This window comes from Methanothermobacter sp., from assembly GCA_030055615.1.
GTDB lineage: Archaea > Methanobacteriota > Methanobacteria > Methanobacteriales > DSM-23052 > Methanothermobacter_A.
Map to the genome: position 1 here is coordinate 328,490 of JASFYN010000001.1, position 16,299 is coordinate 344,788.

Annotated in this window: 10 protein-coding genes; 5 read left to right on the forward strand and 5 right to left on the reverse strand. The window is 38.9% G+C overall.

The features are described 5' to 3' along the window. Window positions 1-129: 129 nt before the first annotated feature. Window positions 130-1,545, reverse strand: a complete 1,416-nt coding sequence (locus tag QFX38_01865) for a radical SAM protein (GenBank protein MDI9623621.1) — start codon at window positions 1,543-1,545, stop codon at window positions 130-132. Window positions 1,546-1,618: 73 nt separating this feature from the next. Between QFX38_01865 and trmY the strand changes: the two genes are divergently transcribed. Continuing rightward, window positions 1,619-2,212: a tRNA (pseudouridine(54)-N(1))-methyltransferase TrmY gene (gene trmY, locus QFX38_01870; GenBank protein ID MDI9623622.1), complete on the forward strand. Its 594-nt coding sequence runs from the start codon at window positions 1,619-1,621 to the stop codon at window positions 2,210-2,212. Between the two features lies 1 nt (window position 2,213). On the opposite strand, the gene QFX38_01875 is transcribed toward trmY, so the two are convergent. The 4 genes from QFX38_01875 to QFX38_01890 form a co-directional block, all read right to left on the reverse strand. Continuing rightward, window positions 2,214-3,989 carry a DUF2207 domain-containing protein gene (locus tag QFX38_01875; protein ID MDI9623623.1) on the reverse strand — a complete coding sequence of 592 codons (1,776 nt, stop codon included), beginning with the start codon at window positions 3,987-3,989 and terminating at the stop codon, window positions 2,214-2,216. Window positions 3,990-4,000: 11 nt separating this feature from the next. Then, window positions 4,001-4,552 (reverse strand): LemA family protein, encoded by a 552-nt coding sequence (locus QFX38_01880; GenBank protein ID MDI9623624.1) that lies wholly within the window; start codon window positions 4,550-4,552, stop codon window positions 4,001-4,003. 112 nt (window positions 4,553-4,664) lie between these two features. Beyond that, the gene (locus QFX38_01885) at window positions 4,665-6,212 is read right to left on the reverse strand and encodes a pseudomurein-binding repeat-containing protein (GenBank protein ID MDI9623625.1); all 1,548 of its coding nucleotides are present in this window, start codon (window positions 6,210-6,212) and stop codon (window positions 4,665-4,667) included. Between the two features lie 365 nt (window positions 6,213-6,577). Further along, entirely contained in the window at window positions 6,578-6,787 is a 210-nt protein-coding gene (locus QFX38_01890; protein ID MDI9623626.1) for a hypothetical protein, read from the reverse strand. A gap of 372 nt (window positions 6,788-7,159) precedes the next feature. Here QFX38_01890 and QFX38_01895 point away from each other — a divergent pair, with 372 nt between their 5' ends. From QFX38_01895 to QFX38_01910, 4 genes are all read left to right on the forward strand, one after another. Further along, window positions 7,160-11,359, forward strand: coding sequence for a cobaltochelatase subunit CobN (locus tag QFX38_01895; GenBank protein ID MDI9623627.1), 4,200 nt, complete (start codon window positions 7,160-7,162; stop codon window positions 11,357-11,359). Window positions 11,360-11,532: 173 nt separating this feature from the next. Next, the gene (locus tag QFX38_01900) at window positions 11,533-12,057 is read left to right on the forward strand and encodes a hypothetical protein (GenBank protein ID MDI9623628.1); all 525 of its coding nucleotides are present in this window, start codon (window positions 11,533-11,535) and stop codon (window positions 12,055-12,057) included. 391 nt (window positions 12,058-12,448) lie between these two features. Beyond that, complete coding sequence (locus QFX38_01905; protein ID MDI9623629.1) at window positions 12,449-13,228, forward strand: hypothetical protein; 780 nt, start codon at window positions 12,449-12,451, stop codon at window positions 13,226-13,228. Between the two features lie 20 nt (window positions 13,229-13,248). Next, on the forward strand, window positions 13,249-16,176 hold the full coding sequence (locus QFX38_01910) for a DUF11 domain-containing protein (GenBank protein MDI9623630.1): 2,928 nt from the start codon (window positions 13,249-13,251) through the stop codon (window positions 16,174-16,176). Window positions 16,177-16,299 lie beyond the last annotated feature (123 nt).

Here is a 16,299-nt window from a genome sequence, read left to right on the forward strand (position 1 = left end):
AGAAAATTAAATAGTGAGGCCAATGGGAAGTTGAATTATCCGGGATCTTGAATACCATTATAGGTAAGAAGAACAAGCCTATCAATGAAACACTTATAAAGTATATGAAGGTAAGATTTTCTGATATTTTCAAAACAAGTCCCCCAAAGCCTGAAGAACGCCCCTACCTGCCATGTACCTGTAGACTTTCCCCTTTAAAATGTTTAATGAGAATAGTCCTTTTAGGCGCCTTTTTATGTTCCCATAGAAGCTCCTGTAACATTCGTATAATTCTTCTTGTACTTCTTCCCTTGAAAGGTTTTCTGTGGGCATGACTGCATGTATCATATCATAATTGGCCCAATTTTTGTCCTCTATCCATTTATTGGCTTTGGCAATATCATAGAGCTTCGTTCCTGGGAATGGTGTTAAAATCATGAAAATTGCAAGGTCAGGGTCTACCATGTTGGCGAATTCTCGCAATTTCTCTATGGATTTGTGGGAATCTCTTCTTTCTCCTATGATGAAAGTTGCCTGTGCAAATATATCATTCTCCTTTAGGAGGTCCATAGAAACCTTGGCATCGGAAGTTCTAATATTCTTATTGAAACCTTTGAGGGTTGGGTTGTCATGCCTTTCTAACCCGGCCATAATCCAATAATTGCCAGCTTTCCTCATTTTAGGCAGTATACGCTTATTTTTGATAATATCATCACTTCTGGCCTGGACGAACCACATCAGATCATCTAGGCCCCTTTTTATGAGTTCGTCACATAATCTTTCGATCCTGGCACCTGAACCTAGGTTATCATCGGTGAACCATAGGAAGGTGATCCCATATTCATTGTATAGGTGTTCTATTTCATCAGCTATACGCTGGGGTGATTTGGCCCTCCATCTTTGCCAGTGTTTCCATTGTGAACAAAAGGTGCATTGATGGTCACATCCGCGTGAAGCTTCTATGAGAGCATATCTTGCGTTTCCTGCCATCATTTTAAAATGATACTTTTTCATATGATCTGCGACAAAATGATAACCTGGGAATGGTAATTCATCTAGGTTTTGGATAAGTGGTCTGGGAGGATTGTGTATTATTTTATCATTGTATTTGAAGGATAATCCTCTAACCTTTGAAATGGGCATGTTCTTCTCTATGTTTTGGATGAGTTCATTAAGTGTTTCTTCACCTTCGCCACGTATAATAAAGTCAATCTCTGGATATGATTTGAGGGTTTCTTGGGCTGTTGCTGTGAAATGTTGGCCGCCGACAACGGTTATTATATCTGGGTTGACTTTTTTTGCTGTTTCAACAGTTCTAAGAACTAGATAGGTGTTACAGGTTGCCAGAGCGCTTGGAACAACCATATCTGGTTGGAGGGAGTCTATACGTTTTTCCATTTTCTTCCAGTCAACCCTCTCAGCCTGACAATCCAAGACTTCTATGTGTATATTTTCATTTTTAGCCTCAATGTAGGCTGCTAATCCTAATATGCCTAATGGTGGGGGCCGGTATTCGCCCATTAGGAACCATGGATCTTTTGGAGGTTCTATGAAGAGAACTTTCATAAAAATCTATATTCCTATATGTTTCAAAGGTTGGAAATAGTTTTACATGAAATAATTTATAGATATAGGTTCTATGAGGGGTTTTCTTGTTATAGGAAATAGGGCCAGTACTGGTCCTTTTAGTTTGAAGAATATTCCAGGTGCTGGGCGGATGGATATACTGTGTCGTTGCATCTCCCAGGCCATGTTTTTGTCCCATTCCCTGAGAAAATCTTTGGAAGTTTATCTTCTCCTACTCGGCGACCCTAATCCACCAGTAGTCGTGAAGTTTAGAAGTGATGAGGTTAGGAGAATGTCACCTGATGAGAGAAGCATAGCTGGACTTATAAGGAAAGCCTTAAAGTTTAAAGCGGGAGAAGAATGGACTGAGACAAACTCTGGAGTATTCATTTCAAAAAAAGATCTTAGAAGATTATTGGAAGAACTTTCTAACCATTATAGAGTATATTACATGAGGGAAGATGGAAAAGATCTGAGGAAATTGGCAGATAAAATGGAGGATCCGCTCTTTGTATTGGGTGATCATCTTGGGGTTAAAAAAGAAGATGAAAAGGTGATACTAGGATTTGCAGAGGATATTGTTAGCGTCTCCAAGCTTTCTTTAATGGCGGAACAATGTATAACAATTGCAAATTATGAGCTTGACAGGGCATCAACTAAGGGGTAAGTTAGAAGGCGTCGCCACCTCCTCCCATGTCTCCTCCTCCAATGTCCCCTATACTAATATTATCATGTTCTGTTTCTGTTGATGTGCTCATACCAGTGGCTAGTGCAGTGCTTAAAAGTCCATACCCCCCATAGTAGTGGAATATGTAAACGTCGTTTTCTTCTAGTTCTTGTTCTGGTAATTGTAATTTCATGGCTTTTATAACATTTTCTGCTATTCCCAGGGCTGTTGCATAGACCAAGTACTTGTTCCATATTTTAACGGACTCTGGTGGATATTCTTTTATTTGGCTGAAATCTTTGAGGTATTTTTTGAAATTGTTCCATTTTTCAATGTATTCTCTGCCTTGGGGTGTCCAGTGTCCTGGTATATCCTCGGGTAGTAATATTGCTATTATTGAAGTTGTTGCCAACAATACTGCTGTAGAGAATGGTAATTTTCCAAGCGGATCTCCCATTGTGAAATAGGCTACTATAATAGCTAATATTATCCCTATGATACCATAAATTTTCATGTATTTGGCGCCTTTGTTTATGAATATCTCTTCTATTTTGTCTGTTATGAATTTCTTTTTCAAGTGATTTTTCCAATTTTCATAGAGACCCTGGAAGTATATGGCGGTATTTTTTTCTGATAATTTTTTCGGGATTTCATCTAATGGTATTAAGTTGTTTTTCCTGAATCTTCGCAGGAATCTTATCACATCCATTTCAAAGTCTTCCAGGCCTTTTAAGTCCTTGTTAATTTTTAGGAATACCTTTTTTTCTTTTGTTTCTACTTTGAGATAATTTCTGTCTATTAAGTCCATTATTGTGGCTTTGAATCCGTCCATGTCTGGTTCGCCCACGCCTTTGAAGATCTTAGAAGGGTATATGGCGTTTACGAGTGCCGGAGGGTCATTGTATGGGATTTCACGCTCATATTCTGCTTTATAGTCTATCTCAGGTTCCCTTCCATATTTTAGGTATATCAATAGGGGTGTGAAGTTGGCTATGATTAACATGATCCCAGTGAGAGAGTATATCATGTTTTTGAATGCTAGTTCTTCCTGGTATTCCCTTTGTTTGCGTTCTATTATGGGTAATGCTTCCTGTTCTATGATTCTACCATTGTTTGGATTGGCCGAGAAATATTCTTTTGGTATGGTCATTTCCACTTCAAAGAATTGGCCAGCGGGTATGGTCTTGGATGTGACTTCTAATGTGTTTTTTTGCCATTTAGCCCCTTCTAGATAATATGGTGGGTTTAACCAGTATTTGGTGCCTTCTTTTCCGGGGAGGTGTATTCTGGTATTTGACTGTTCTATGGGGACCTTCCATCCTTCACCGATTATCTTGTAATGTAATTCTGTTATGTCATTATAGAATGTTAGTACATTGATTGCATCATATTCAAAGGTAAGGTTCACTTTTTGGTCAGTGATTGGAGTTGTTAACATTGGATCAGAATATAAATAAACCCTAATCCTTTGGATGTTATTTTCTGTTTCTATTTCAGGATATCCTATATATGCACCTTCAGCCGACACATTCAAGTTTTGGATGCTTTGACCGGCATCTAAAGGTATTACACGGGTTATCCCATTCCAAGTCCCTTTAAATGAGTAATGTATTTTTTCTTTAACGTGTATTGTCCCATCCTCTTTTAGGAAAAGGTCAGTGTCTATTGCTGTTATTGAATAACTACGACCCTGTGTGGCCATGAAACCTATGATTATCAAGAAAGATAGGACACCTACTATTATTATAAGATTTCTTTTGTTTATTTGCAATTTCATCCCCTACTGGTCTAAAATTTGACTTTTGGCAGTTCTCTTGCGCTTTCTTCTACTTGGAAGAATTCTGCTTCCTTGAAATTGAAAAGGGAGGCTATTATATTGCTTGGGATCATCTGACATTTATTATTGTACATTAGTACAGTGTCGTTGTAAAATTGGCGTGAATAAGCTATTTTATCTTCAATTTCTTCTAGTTGGCCTTGTAATCTTAGAAAGTTTTCATTGGCTTTAAGGTTGGGATAGTTCTCAGCGACAGCGAATAAGCTCTTCAGGGCGCCTGTTAACATGTTATCGGCTTCGCCAATTTCTTTGACATTATTCGCATCTAGAAGCGCGCTTCTAGCTTTTGTGACATTTTCTAGGACGGTTTTCTCATGCTTTGCATAGCCTTTAACGGTCTCCACTAGATTAGGTACTAGGTCTGCTCTTCTTTTAAGCTGAACATCTATCTGCGACCAAGCATTTTCAACCCTATTTCTAAGCTGCACAAGACTATTATAAAGATATCCAAGGTACAATATGAACAAAAATATTATACAGACGACTATTATCCATAGTAACACTTCCTAAACCTCCCTAAATTTCACCCCCACAAAACATAGTATCACATTAGAACATTAGCATATATAAACCTTAGAGTATATCATAAAAAAAAAGAAAATGAGTACCATTTTTTTAGTAGAACCTGAATATGCTCCCCTTAGCATATTTGACCATTATATACGAGTCATCCACCTTCGCATATATGTCCTTGTAGGCATAGGAATCCTGGAAAATCCTTAAAATCCTATAATTAAACCTTAGTGTAATTATATTTAAGCTACTGTTTGTTTTGCCTTGGATAGATGGTTTTAGATATACTTTGCTTCCACTGACATGTAATTTTCCACATACTAGGCAATAATCAGCGTCGCAATGGGTACAATACCACATACCCTCGTAATTACCATCTGTTGTTCCTCCTTGTTCGAAGGCTAATGTCCCATACCGGCCACAACATGGGCAATAATTAACAAATGCACTTGTATAATAATTGGAATAATCCTTTGACCCGCAAGTGCACCTTCCAGTAGCCTTCACATAATCTTTAGTTACCTGGATATTATATGCGCCAAGATAACCTGCTATAACCGGCGTTTTAAACTTGAAAATGTCAGAATAGGTTTCAACACTGGCTGGTAATTTCCCATTCACTTTATACGAATTTAGAATCTTTGAAAATTCTAGGATAAGGAAATCGCATCCTAATCTCCCTATTGGACTATTAAGTGAATTTGGCAGACGACCATAAGTTTTGATGAAACTTTCCACCCTTTTCGCCAAATCAACATAATCATTCTTTGTTAATTCACCCGCAGCAACACCATTTAAAGGGTTTGGCGCCGGGTTCACCACCCTTTGGGTTATGGTCTTAAGCTCCTCCAAGAACTTGTTATAATTCGCCGCTGCCTGCGTTGCTTTACTCGTATTAGAACTTGTAAGATCATTCAAGTAAGATATCATATGACTTGTAAGGTGCAAAAATTGGGCCTTGGAAACTGTGAGAGTATCGGAAAGTTTCACAGCTCCTGGGACCTCACTTTTATCATCTATAAAAGTGATGATACTACCAGTACTCTTTAAAACATTCCCTGCTATAGAATTATCGTTGAGTATTAGTTTTTTCACATCATCTGGCGTTTTAACTGTTGAAGTATTCCTTCCAGTAGTTGCTGATGCAACCTTCACGCTTTTTATTGTCACAGAACTTGGCAGTCTTCCATTGGTATTGTAGAAGTTTATTATCCTGCTGTAGGCGTAGATTAGGCTTTGGTAATTCACTTTACCAATTGTCGTTGTCATGTAATCAGGTGATCTTTTGTTGGTTTCCATGTATTTTTTGATGTTTTGGGCTGTTTGTAGGTATGCTGTTTTTGTGAGTGTTCCTGTTGCGCTGTAGGTGGGTGGGTTTGTTGGTGGTTGGTAGTTGTTGGTTGTTATTGTTTTTTTCTGGTTGGTGTTTAGGTTTATTGTTGTGGTGGCTGCTGCATAGAGGTAGTTGTCTAGTGTGATATTTTTATTGTTTACTGTGATCTGGGATGGTATTTTGCCTGTTTTTGATGCTTGGTCAGCTATTACCTTGGAAGCATTTGAAACTTCATTGTATGTTAATTGGCCCGCCGAGGCATTATTTATAAATAAGGGTAATATTAGTAGGGTTATTATCCCTAGTAATTTTTTCATGATAAACACCACTAGCCACTTATTAACAAAAAACTTTTATATAAACCTTATCATTTTTTCGCGGCTTATATGACATTATTTCAATTTTTAGAAAGTCTAGAAAAAGTAATACTTTTAAAATATTCCAAATTTTAATGATTTTTTTCTTATTTAGTTCCATCGCGCAAAGTATGGGGTGATGATGGATGATTTGGAAAGTTGTTTATCATATGAGGAGGGTTTATTAAAAGGGTACTTGCTTCCTGCTTTATTTCTGTTTAATCCCATATTTACGCTTTAGGTCGTGAAATATTTGCATGGAGTGTCACACTACTGATTAGGGCAAGTTTTAATGGTTGTTTGAACCATTGTTTTTCTCATTTATGTTAAAATTTACTGGTTGGGCCCATTATCGTTTCATTCTTTAGGGGGAGGATCTTATCGTGGGCGTATTGTCCGGGATAGTGGTGGAGGCCCTTGTGGGGCATTATATCGGTCGTGAATTTGTCAAATGGCGCGTAACAATTTATACCATGTCCTGCCAAGTATGTTTCTGCTGTGGCCTTCCCATGGCGGTCGTCACAGCCAATAACCAATGGGGCATTGTTATTAATTGTTATGATGGGTTTTTTTGGAATTTGGGGTTTGGAATAGATCGTGAAATGGGGAAGAAGGGGCTTATAGGGGGGTGTTTTTTTGATAGAAATTAGAAAAGGGTGGTGTGGAGTTAAATATGATTTCGTTATACTATCGTATAACGAAGATGGTACTCCATCTACAATAAATTCCCATTTATAAGACTATCTTATCTGATGAGTAGACTAAATACAAACTTTATTATTACAATATACCAGTTTTTTGAAAATCTTGTAATAAATAATTTTTTATATTAATTATCATTTTACTTTAAATGAAAAAATTAAAGGGAGGTGAACAAGATCAGAAAACAATTGATTTTATTGTCAGTTATGATCATTTTTGCATTGAGTTTATCTAGTACAGTGTCAGCGAATGACCTACAAATAGAACCTGAAAACCAAACAACTAATGGAATTGATCCTATTATCAAGGGGACAGTCATGGAAAATAACACCCCAGCCGAAGGCGCTACAATAACAGTAAAAGATCCCACTACAAACATGACAATAATCACAGGAACCACCAATTCCACAGGAGAATACAAAATAAATTTCATATCTAACCAGAACACCTTCAAGCTAGAAATTACTTACAAAAATTACAAACCATACACCACCATAGTGGAATGCAGTGGAACACCACCCACAGCAGAATTAAACCACACTTTCGTACCATCAAAAATGCTTAAACCAATTAAAATGCTAGTATTCGTCAGCGGATGCCCCACAGGAACCGTAGACCTAATGATAAATGATGTGTACAAAAAACAACTATTACCCGAAGGCTACGACTTCGACCTTGAAATATCCAGCATGGAAACCATCAACATAAACTCAACAGAATGGCAAACACTCCTAGAAAAACTAAAAACCACAGACATATTCTTCTACCTCACAAGACCCAATTATCCACTAACAGGTATCACCTACGGGCCCAGTTACGATGTCGCTTCAGACTTTGAGACAATGGCCAAACAGATGAAACAAGGAAGCAAAATATTCCTATTAGGGGCTGTAAAACCATCATGCAATGTTACAGGTGTTGAAATAGTGAACCTTCCGTTACAATATGGACAATTACTCAGTTTCCTTCTAAGTAAAGAAAACATCAAAAGAACCCTACTTGAAATATTAAGGGAAGCTAACGCCATATCTATCAGCCAAAATGAAACCAAACTACTACCACCACCAGGAGATTTCCTATACCATCCGGACTACCAAGGAATATTCCAAGAAAAAAATGATTACATAAGATGGTATAATGAAAGCGGCCACTTCAAAGAAGGCGCGCCCTGGATCGGAATTACAATATTCAATCGTCATTACATGTCTGGTAACTTGAAAATGTGGAATGAAATAATCAAAAAGCTAGAATCAAAAGGTTTCAATGTTATACCATATGTCATGGATCCTCCTGTCACTGGTGATACCACACAAGCTTCTAGAAAATATTTCCTCTCAGAGCCGCGCATAGACCTACTGATAACATCCATACAATTCGGATATGGTGCAGACAATTATACAGTCTCCTTTTTCAAAGAATTGAACGCACCTGTACTCAGCCCAACATATGTGTTCTTAATCGCAACACTGGACAAGTACTTGCAAGATAAAACAATCAGGGGTTTAAGCGGCCTTGAAATAGCATTCCTAGCCATATACGAAGCCGGGGGTAGAATAGAACCAATACTTATAGGTGGAACCCAAATTTTAGGAAAAGACCCAGACACAAGCCTATCATTAAAAGAGTACTCCCCATACGAGCCAGGATTAAATCAACTAATCGACAGGGTATGCAAGTGGATAGAATTGAAATACAAACCCAACAACGAAAAAAGGGTCGCATTAATATATTATGACAGCACACACGACGAGAAAATGCTCACAGGCTACGGTCTGAACGTACCGGCAAGTATCGCCAACGTACTCCAAGCACTACTAAAAGATGGATACAATCTAGGTAATCTAACAAAAGCTGATATCACAACTGAAAACATTCTTAGATTGATCAATGCACAAGGAAGAAACCTTATCAATTATACACAAGCCGACCTTCTAAACCTGATCCAAAAAGGCGTGCCAACAGTAACAAAAGAAGAATACCTCCAATGGTATTACAAGCTCCCAGAATCATTACGCAAACAAGTAGAAGCCACATGGGGCCCCCCACCAGGAAACATCATGGTCTACAAGGATAAAATAGTCCTCCCAGGCCTAATGCTTGGTAACATATTCCTTGGAGTGCAACCAAGATGGGTATGGAATGGAACACTAGAAAACCTCTATAATAACACGTTACCGCCTACACATCAATACATAGCATTTTATCTCTGGCTTCAAAACAAATTCCAAGCAAACGCAATAGTTCATGTCGGAGGACAACACGGAACATTAGAACTATTACCCGGACACTTAAATGCAATGACAGCGGATGATTGGCCTAACACGCTAATCGGTAACATCCCAAATATACAACTTGTAAGAATGGATGATCCAGGACATGGGATCATAAATCCAGTGAAAAGAAGAGCATACGGGGTTGTTATATCCCATTTAACACCCCCACTCGTAGAAGCTATAGGATATACTAAATACCGCGAATTAGACAACCTAATAAAACGTTACAATGACGCTAAATTAGCCGGTGACAATGAAAGGATGGAACTGTTGAAATCCCAGACCCTGGCAGCGATTAAAAATGAAACAGGATTAGCTTCAAGACTAAAAATAACTGACGAAACAGACTTTGACACGGTAATCGCCCGACTCTCAGATTACATTGAATATATTGCCGAAACCTACACTACCAGTGGACTCCACACATTCGGGGCCTTACCAGATAATGAAACCCTGGAAAAATTCATAGACACTATAGTATCATTCAATCCATCAAACAGGACAAGAGAACAAGTAAAGGACCTGTTAATCCAAAGCGTGGAAAATGAGATCACAAACTTGTTAAGAGCCCTCAGGGGAGAATATATAGAACCTGTAGGTGTTAGCGATCCTGTATGTTCACTGGATGTTCTCCCAACAGGAAGAAACATGTATTCCCTTAATCCTTCAGGAATACCAGATATTGCTGCGATGCAAATGGGCAAAAAGGTCGTGGATAAAATACTGGAAATGTACAAGGAATCAAATGGAAAATATCCAGAGACCATTGCCATAGGCTGTGGAATTGACGTAATTTTAACAGGTGGCCAGAGTATAGCCGCGATTTTCAATTTAATCGGTGTCAGGCCAGTTTACGAGAGCGGGACATTGATTGGCACAGAGATAATACCATTGGAGGAACTTGGAAGGCCCAGGATTGATGTGATGATAGTCGATCCTCATAACATTCGAAGCATTTGTCCAAATACTTTCAAGATCCTTGACAATGCCATAAGACAAGTAGCATTGCTCAACGAATCCACAAATATGAATTATGTAAGAAAGCACTACCTTGCTATGCTCCCAGAGATTACAAGAGAATTAGTGGCACAAGGATTAAACCAAAAAGAAGCTTATGAAAGGGCCGAGAAACTTGCCAGGGCAAGGATATTTGGCCTTGCACCAGGTTCCGATCCTCATGGTGTGAGCGTAGATCGTATGTTATGGATAAGAACAGATTGGACAGAAAAAGAACTCAGTGAAACATACTTGAATTACTATTCATATGTATACACTAATGACATTTCAGGAATTTCAGCGCGAAAGTTACTTGAGAAGGTGCTGGGGACGGTTGACACTAGCATGATCATTTCAACACCTTACAGGACTACAGAAACGGGCGCATGCCTATATAACATAATGTCAAATATAATATTCGCGACAAAACAAGTTACAGGCAAGGATATAACAGGTTACGTGGTTAAGACCAATTACAAGGAACCTAGGATACTAACTTTACAAGAAAACATCTATGATGAAATAAGTTCCACATTACTCAACAGAGAATGGATACAAAGAATGCTAGGAGAAGGGTATTCAGGTCAGGCGACTATTGCACTTCAGATAAGGAGTTTGTTTGTGAACAATGTATTTGCAAAGGTCACAAGCCCGGTGGTTTGGCGTCAAATTGCGAATGTGTACCTTGATCCGCAAGTTTTCGGCCAATTTGGCAGAGAACAGCAACAGATAATCGCTGGCCTATTTTATCAAGCGCATAATCGTGGTATGGTACAGTTTAGTGCTGGTGAACTCAAAACTTTGGAAAATGTCCTTGGTATAATCGGCGCTCCTACGCCTTCAATTCCAGGAGTTCCAACAACAAGTCCAGGAGATTCTGGCAATCAACCGGGGGTATCTCCTGGTTTTAGGGGTGTTGCACAAAATATAGGATCTTCAGGTTCAATGGGTGTAGGGATGGTTACAGGATCGGCTTCACAAGGTCCTGGTGCCTCTGGGGCCAAGTCCTATGAGGTGAGTAAAGTTAGTGGAGCTAGTGTAAACAGGGGATTACCAGTGTATGCTATGGCTGGTATTATTGTCCTTGTTGTGCTTGTTGGCGCTGGATACTTCTTGGCTAGTCGTGGGAAAATTTAACATTTCTTTTTTTATTTTTTTGCGTGCTTATTAGCTTGGTATCTTGTTGTATCAACTTTTGTATTACTAATTTTTGATTTTATAATATTTTATTGTGATCATAGTCACAAAAGATTGTATACATTTGTGCATTCAAAGTACCAAGTAGAAAAAGATAATAGGAGGGTCATTAAATGCGAACTCTCCACACCCTCACACCAAAAATTATAACACCACTCTTAATATTGTTACTATTAAATCCTGTTTATCCCGCATCATCAGCTACTCAGGATGTTACAGTCACTGTAACAGAAACCATCCAAATAAAAACAATATGGAACGGGAAAGAAACAACTAACCCCTTCACATTTAATGTCTACATAGGATCATGGGGTGAATATTACTGGCCAGGAGAACAAGGCGGACTCCAAATTAAAAGCTTATCAAATATCCCCATAGATTTATATGTAAAGGCTGAAGGGGATTTACAAGGCCCAATAGGGATCATACCAATAGAAAACCTTAAATACGCCGACTACGGGGCATGCGTGCCAAAAACATCCTTCAAAAAAGATTATGTTCTCGTGAAAGAGCACTGGAAAGTTGAAAATCTAGAGGAAGCCATCATACCAGTAGACCTTTACCTCAACATACCACCAGGCACCCCACCTGGCATCTACTCAGTCAAAATATATCATATAGCAGTAAAATCACAATAATAAGCTGATTTTCACCCAAATAAACCAATTTTTTGGGTTGGGCATATTCACGCCCATAAGAGAAGACTAAGAATGGGATTATCCCCACATGTTAACGATTAATCAATGATTACCTTTAAACCCATTTCTCCTTTCAAAATCCCCCCAAAACAACCTTTAACAATTGAACTTTCCAGTCCATATCGTGAACTAAACTTATACCAATATAAACCTTTAAACATCTTTCTTTAGGATCCCTTACAACACATAAACAATTTTTAAAAGGATATAATCTTAACCTAATATCCTGCTAATATATTGTAGTCCCCTAATTGGATTATTGCACTCCAATATCTTAAACTTTTACGAAAACTTAAATATTAAATACTATAATACCTAATCACTGTAAAAAATGGGGGGTGAAAAAATAACTAGAAAACTAGCCCTCACAACCTCGGTATTACTGTTTTTTTCAGTTATTGCAACAGCTGCCGCGGCAGATGAAACACCTAATACTTTCATCAAGGGGACAGTAACTTACTGTAACAGTACAGAACCTTTCCAGGGAGCTATAATAGACGTGAAATCTCCCACAGGATCGAGTATAGCATCAAACATAACAGGCAAAAATGGTGAATATAACATTTCATTTTATTCAGAAGAGAATACCCTAATAATTTCTGCAATAGCACCAGGGCATATAATACCAACACAAACCATAAACTTAAATGAAACCCGATCTGCACAAGTAAACTTCCAGCTCGGAACACTCACACTAAAAAAAGGGTCCTGGGACACGATAGGCCTCGATCACAATAATGTAAACGCAGGCCCAAACCAGTACCTTGTACAAGTACGCGTTACCAATAATGCGCTCACAACAGCAACTAATGTAACAGCCAATTTCACATGGACAACAGACAACCACTACATAAACCTTGCACCAGGCGAAACCACAACAAAATATCTTGGAAACATACCACCAGGCGCAACTGTAGACGCATTCTACCTAATAGAAATAAAAAGAACAAGCGCCGCATACCTAACTTCGAAGAATTACACCGTAACAGTCGCAGGTACAAATACAGGAACTCCAGACACGATAACAGGCACATTATATGTGGAAAAATTCGTATCACAAAGGCGTAATAATATAATCAGCATAACAGCCAGCAATAACACCCCACACTAGGAGACATAATAGCCGTAACAATGGTATCAACTACAGCATCAACCTACGACATTGTCAACCTACCACTCGCCTATAATCCAACAATACTCCAACCCTTAAATGTTACAACAACCTATGGGACAAACACAAACAACAACATACGCTTGGACAATCCAGGGACAACAAACTTCGTCTCAGTATGGTACTTCAAAGTTATAGGAACAGGAACAACACACGTATATGGTACTATAACAGACCAAAGTGGTTCAAGCTTCCATTACAACGACGATTACGGTAAAAACATAACAATAACAGCACAAAAACTTGCAGACCTCGACATAATAAAAGTTGTAAACAATACAACACCTAACCTCAACGAGCTAGTAAACTTCACCATAACAATAATTAACTACGGACCAGACAATGCAACAGGAGTCATCGTAGAAGATCTACTACCAAATGGATTACTTTTCCAGAGCGCAACAACATCCAAGGGAGTCTACAATCCAACCAGCGGTATTTGGAATGTAGGCACACTCAACTACCTTGAAACAGCAACACTAAACATCATAGCACGCATCACCCAAGCAGGGATTATAATTAACAGAGCAAATATTACAAGCGACATCACAGACCCCAACCTCTTAAATAACAACGCAACAGCACCCCTAAATTCCCCACCAGCATCAGATTTGAGCATCGCAAAAACAGTGGACAAAGAAGAACCATACATTGGAGAAAACATACTCTACACAATAACAGTCTACAATGCAGGCCCAGAAAACGCACCCACCGTAGTAGTTGAAGACCTATTACCACCTGGCCTGATACTCCAATTGGCAACACCATCCAAGGGAGTCTACAATCCAAACAGCGGTATTTGGAATGTAGGCACACTCAACTACCTTGAAACAGCAACAATGACCATATTAGCAAAGGTAAATACAACAGGCCTCATAACCAACAAGGCAAATATAACATCAACCAATTATGATCCAAGCCCAGAAAACAATAATGCAACAATAGAAATTAATGCAAAACCCGTAGCAGACCTCCGAATAGTCAAAACAGTTACCAACTCCACTCCAAACCTTGGAGATACCGTAACATTCATAATTGCAGTCACAAATCTCGGCCCGAGCAATGCAACAGGAGTCACAGTCACTGACATCCTCTCAGAAGGCCTCATATATCAAAGTCACCTTGCCTCACAAGGCACCTATGATAATTCAACCGGCATTTGGACTATAGGAACCCTCAACTACCCCGAGACAGCCTACCTAAATATCACAGTATTGGTTGACAAAGTAGGAGCCTCAAATAACACAGTATTCGTCCAAGGGAATGAATTCGACCCGGACATGACGAACAATCGTGCATTAGCAGGATTAAACGCTCCAAAGGCATCAGATCTCAGAATCACTAAAACAGCAATTCCCGCAATAATCTACAATGGTTTAACATCCACATACAAAATAACAGTCTACAATGCAGGCCCAGATGATAACACAGGAGTTGTGGTCACAGACTTAATGCCAACTGGCCTCCAATTTTTAAGCTACACAGCATCTCATGGAACCTATGATAACAACACTAATACATGGAACATAGGTGACCTACAAAAATTCGAAACAGCAACATTAGATATCCTTGTAAGAGCAACCACTTCGGGCACGTTCTTCAACAGAGCCTTTGTTACGGGAGATGCACATGATCCATTTATAGGAGACAATAACGCAACCTTCACACTAATGACATTACCAGTAACAGACATAAAAATTGAAAAAACAGCCAACGCAACAAAAGTAAACTACAATGATACAGTCAAATTCACAGTAACAGTCACAAACCTAGGACCAGACAATTCCACTGGAGTCACACTTGTTGACCTATTACCAGCAGGCCTTGAATTAATATCAGCAACAACATCTCTTGGAATCTACACACCAATAAACGGTGCTGAATGGATAATCGAAAGCTTACCCAAGGATGAAAGTGCAACCCTAGAGATCATAGCAAGAGTCACAATATCTAACACAACGATAACCAACCTAGCCAGTGTAACAAAAACCAACGAATTTGATAATGACACAGAAAACAATTACGCCAATGTAACTATAGAGGTGTCACCTGCAGCAGACCTTGCGATAAGTAAGTCTGCCAACCAAACAAGCGTAAATTACCTTGAAGCTGTTAAATTCACTATAACGGTTCAGAACCTTGGACCTGACACAGCAGAAAATGCAAGGGTAACTGATATTCTCCCAGCTAGTCTGGAGCTTGTGAGTGCAACACTTTCACAAGGAACATACACGAGTGGTGTCTGGACCATCGGAGATCTTGCAAATGGTGCCACCGCAACCCTTGAGATCATAGCAAGGGCTGTAGCATCCAACATAAACATTGATAATGTTGCCAATGTTTCAAGCAACATATACGATCCAAACATGGCCAATAACAGGGCAAATGTCACCATTTCCGTGCCAACTGCAGCAGACCTTGCGATTAGCAAAGTTGCAGATGTAATAAAAGTGAGATATGGGGACATTGTTAGGTTCATTTTAACTGTCATAAACCTTGGACCGGATACTGCAGTAAATGTTAGGGTCATGGATCGGCTGCCAGCAGGCTTACAATTTGTGAGTGCAAGCAGTCCAGATTACGATCCAAGGTCTGGGGTTTGGACTATTGGAAACTTAGCAAGAGGTGCGATTGCAACACTTAATATCGTGGCGAGAGTCGTGACATCCAACAGAAACATCACAAACATGGCCATAGTAACAAGTGACACATATGATCCCAATCCAGACAATAACAAAGCCTTTGTAACCATAGAAGCGGCTAAAAGATTGATAAAACCGTCAAAACCGTGGGAAATCCCAATGCAGCCAACAGGAGCCTCATTACTATTAATGGTATTCGCAGTACTTTCAATTATCGCTGGATTCGCGGTTTCAAGAAAAGTATAATATAACTTCCCCTTTTTCTTTTTTTGTGGATGCCGTGGTAAATTTTATTAGAGTTTGCTATTGCACATTTATCCATCAAATATATATGCTTTTTATGTGAAATAATGATTTTAACTGGATTAT